Source organism: Ectobacillus sp., from assembly GCF_056992975.1.
Genome location: NZ_JBXKMX010000041.1, coordinates 1 through 2,735 on the forward strand (window position 1 = coordinate 1; position 2,735 = coordinate 2,735).

Annotated in this window: 3 protein-coding genes and 1 other annotated feature; all 3 genes read right to left on the reverse strand. The window is 37.3% G+C overall.

The window, feature by feature from the left end:
* Positions 1-32: 32 nt before the first annotated feature.
* Positions 33-259, reverse strand: a binding site (T-box leader).
* Between the two features lie 59 nt (positions 260-318).
* Positions 319-495: a hypothetical protein gene (locus tag AC11ZT_RS01690; RefSeq protein WP_484057946.1), complete on the reverse strand. Its 177-nt coding sequence runs from the start codon at positions 493-495 to the stop codon at positions 319-321.
* A 107-nt stretch (positions 496-602) separates the two neighbouring features.
* Positions 603-1,043 carry a D-aminoacyl-tRNA deacylase gene (gene dtd, locus AC11ZT_RS01695; RefSeq protein WP_484057947.1) on the reverse strand — a complete coding sequence of 147 codons (441 nt, stop codon included), beginning with the start codon at positions 1,041-1,043 and terminating at the stop codon, positions 603-605.
* Positions 1,044-1,055: 12 nt separating this feature from the next.
* Positions 1,056-2,735: RelA/SpoT family protein (locus AC11ZT_RS01700; RefSeq protein ID WP_484057948.1), on the reverse strand; the 1,680-nt coding region annotated here is incomplete at its 5' end.

The window sequence follows — 2,735 nt, forward strand, 5'->3', positions numbered from 1 at the left end:
TGCAAAATAAAAAAACCCCCATTCCTACAAATTGTAGGGACGAGAGTTTAATACCCGTGGTACCACCCTAATTGAAGCATTCGCTTCCACTCTTTCCATAACGCCTGAACGCGTTCCTCTCCTACTAAGTTTCCTTTTCAGAGCAAAACCTACGGAGTGTTCCTTCAATATGTCATCATGTGAAAATGCTCTCAGCCTAAGGCATTTTCTCTCTTTTTCATGTGTCATCATATTTACTGTTCTCCATCATCGGTTGTATGATATTTATCTGTAAAAACATGATTTTGTCTATAAATATACGTTTGTTACGGTTTCTTGTCAAGACCGGCTCAAATGTTTCTTGACGTTTTTCACATCTTGAATGGACACACCATGCTCTGAAGCAAGCTCCATTGCAGGGAAAACACGTTCCTTCCCTTCCGCTTCCTGCCGCTGCACGTGAAAAAGTCCGTTCACACTATTTGTTATTCCGTTGGCCTGATCACTCATTCTCATGTTAGATCCCTCATATCTGTCATATTCTTCTCCTATTATTCCACTATAGGCAAGAATTATTCTTCACAGATAATAAAGGAACCATAGACAAGGAGTGATACATAGATTTATTTACTATCTAATATAAGCGTGACAGGACCATCATTTACCAATTCTACATCCATCATTGCACCAAAGATTCCCTTTTCAACATGTAGACCTTTTTTCTCTAATTCTTTATTAAATACATCATACAACTGCTTTGCATATTCAGGTTTCGCGGCTTCCATAAAGTTTGGACGGCGTCCTTTTCGACAATCTCCGTATAATGTAAACTGAGAAACAGACAAAATGTGCCCGTTCTTATCTAAAACAGACTCATTCATTTTTCCACTCTCATCCTCAAAAATACGAAGATTTGCGATTTTTTCAGCTAAGTAAGCAGCATCACTTTCTATATCTTCATGTGTCACACCGACAAGCAACATTAATCCAAATGGAATGTTACCTACTACTTCACTGTTTACTGTAACAGATGCTTTTTTTGTTCGTTGTACTACTACTCTCATCGTCCTACCCCTTTAATGCATTAATCGACGGACAGCATAAATGTCTCGTACTTGTTTAATTCGTTCGACTACTTTGTGAAGATGATGAACGTTCTGAATACTCATAGAGATATGAATAGTCGCTACTTTATTTCGGTCACTTCGACCAGCGACAGCTGATATATATGTTTTCGACTCATTTACTGCCTGTAATACTTCATTTAATAAGCCTCTGCGATCATAGCCTGTAATTTCAATATCAACATTATATTCTAGGTCTTTTTCCGGATCATTTTCCCATTCTACATGTAATAATCGATCCTTTGCTTCTTCTGTTAATACATTGACACAATCTGCACGGTGAATGGAAACTCCTCGTCCTTTTGTTATATACCCGATGATATCATCGCCTGGAACTGGGTTACAGCATTTTGATAAACGAATTAACAAATTATCAGCACCATTTACTTTAATACCTGAATCGTGTTTACGTATTTTTAAGCTATTTCGAACATCGGATACAGATTCATGTAGTAATTTTTCTTCATCTCGTTGTTTTCGATACTTGTCTGTTAAACGAGTCACAATTTGTGCGGATGTAATCCCGTTGTATCCAACTGCTGCATACATTTCTTCATAATTCGGAAAATTAAATTTTTCCGCTACACGCTTGACGTTTTCTGGGTTCAGAACTTCCTTTACATCGTACTCTAAGCTTCGTAAATCACGTTCAATTAATTCTTTACCCTTTTCAATATTCTCTTCCCGGCGCTGTTTCTTAAAAAACTGCCGTATTTTATTTTTTGCATGCGAGGTTTGGGCAAGTTTTACCCAATCCTGACTAGGTCCATATGAATGTTTAGAGGTAAGGATTTCAACGATATCACCAGTCTTTAATTTATAGTCTAGCGGAACCATTTTCCCATTTACCTTCGCACCAATTGTTTTGCTTCCTATTTCAGAGTGAATACGATAAGCAAAGTCAATTGGAACTGAGCCAAGAGGCAATTCTACTACATCGCCTTTTGGTGTAAATACAAAGACCATATCCGAAAACAAATCTATTTTAAGTGATTCCATAAATTCTTCAGCATTGGAGGCATCATTTTGCCATTCTAATATTTGGCGGAACCAAGTGAGGTTATTTTCTAACGTTTCACTCTCTTCTATATCTTTTCCCTCTTTATATGCCCAATGAGCAGCAATCCCATATTCTGCAATGCGATGCATCTCTTTCGTCCGTATTTGGACTTCTAAAGGATCTCCTTTTGGCCCAATTACAGTTGTGTGGAGAGATTGATATAAATTCGCCTTTGGCATGGCAATATAGTCTTTAAATCTTCCTGGCATAGGCTTCCAGCATGTATGAATAATACCTAATACTGCGTAACAATCTTTAATACTATTGACAATCACCCGCACAGCAAGTAAATCATATATTTCATTAAACTGCTTATTTTGCAAAACCATCTTACGATAAATGCTATAAATATGTTTAGGTCGACCAGATAAATCACAAGGAATGGTGACTTCCAAGAGTTTTTCTTGAATTTCCTTCATAACATCCTTCAGATAATCTTCCCGTTCTGCCCGCTTTCTTTTCATCAAGTTAACAATTCGATAATATTGCTGTGGATTCAAGTAGCGTAAAGCAGTATCCTCAAGCTCCCATTTAATCGTATTAATTCCAAGACGATGTGCTAACGGAGCGAA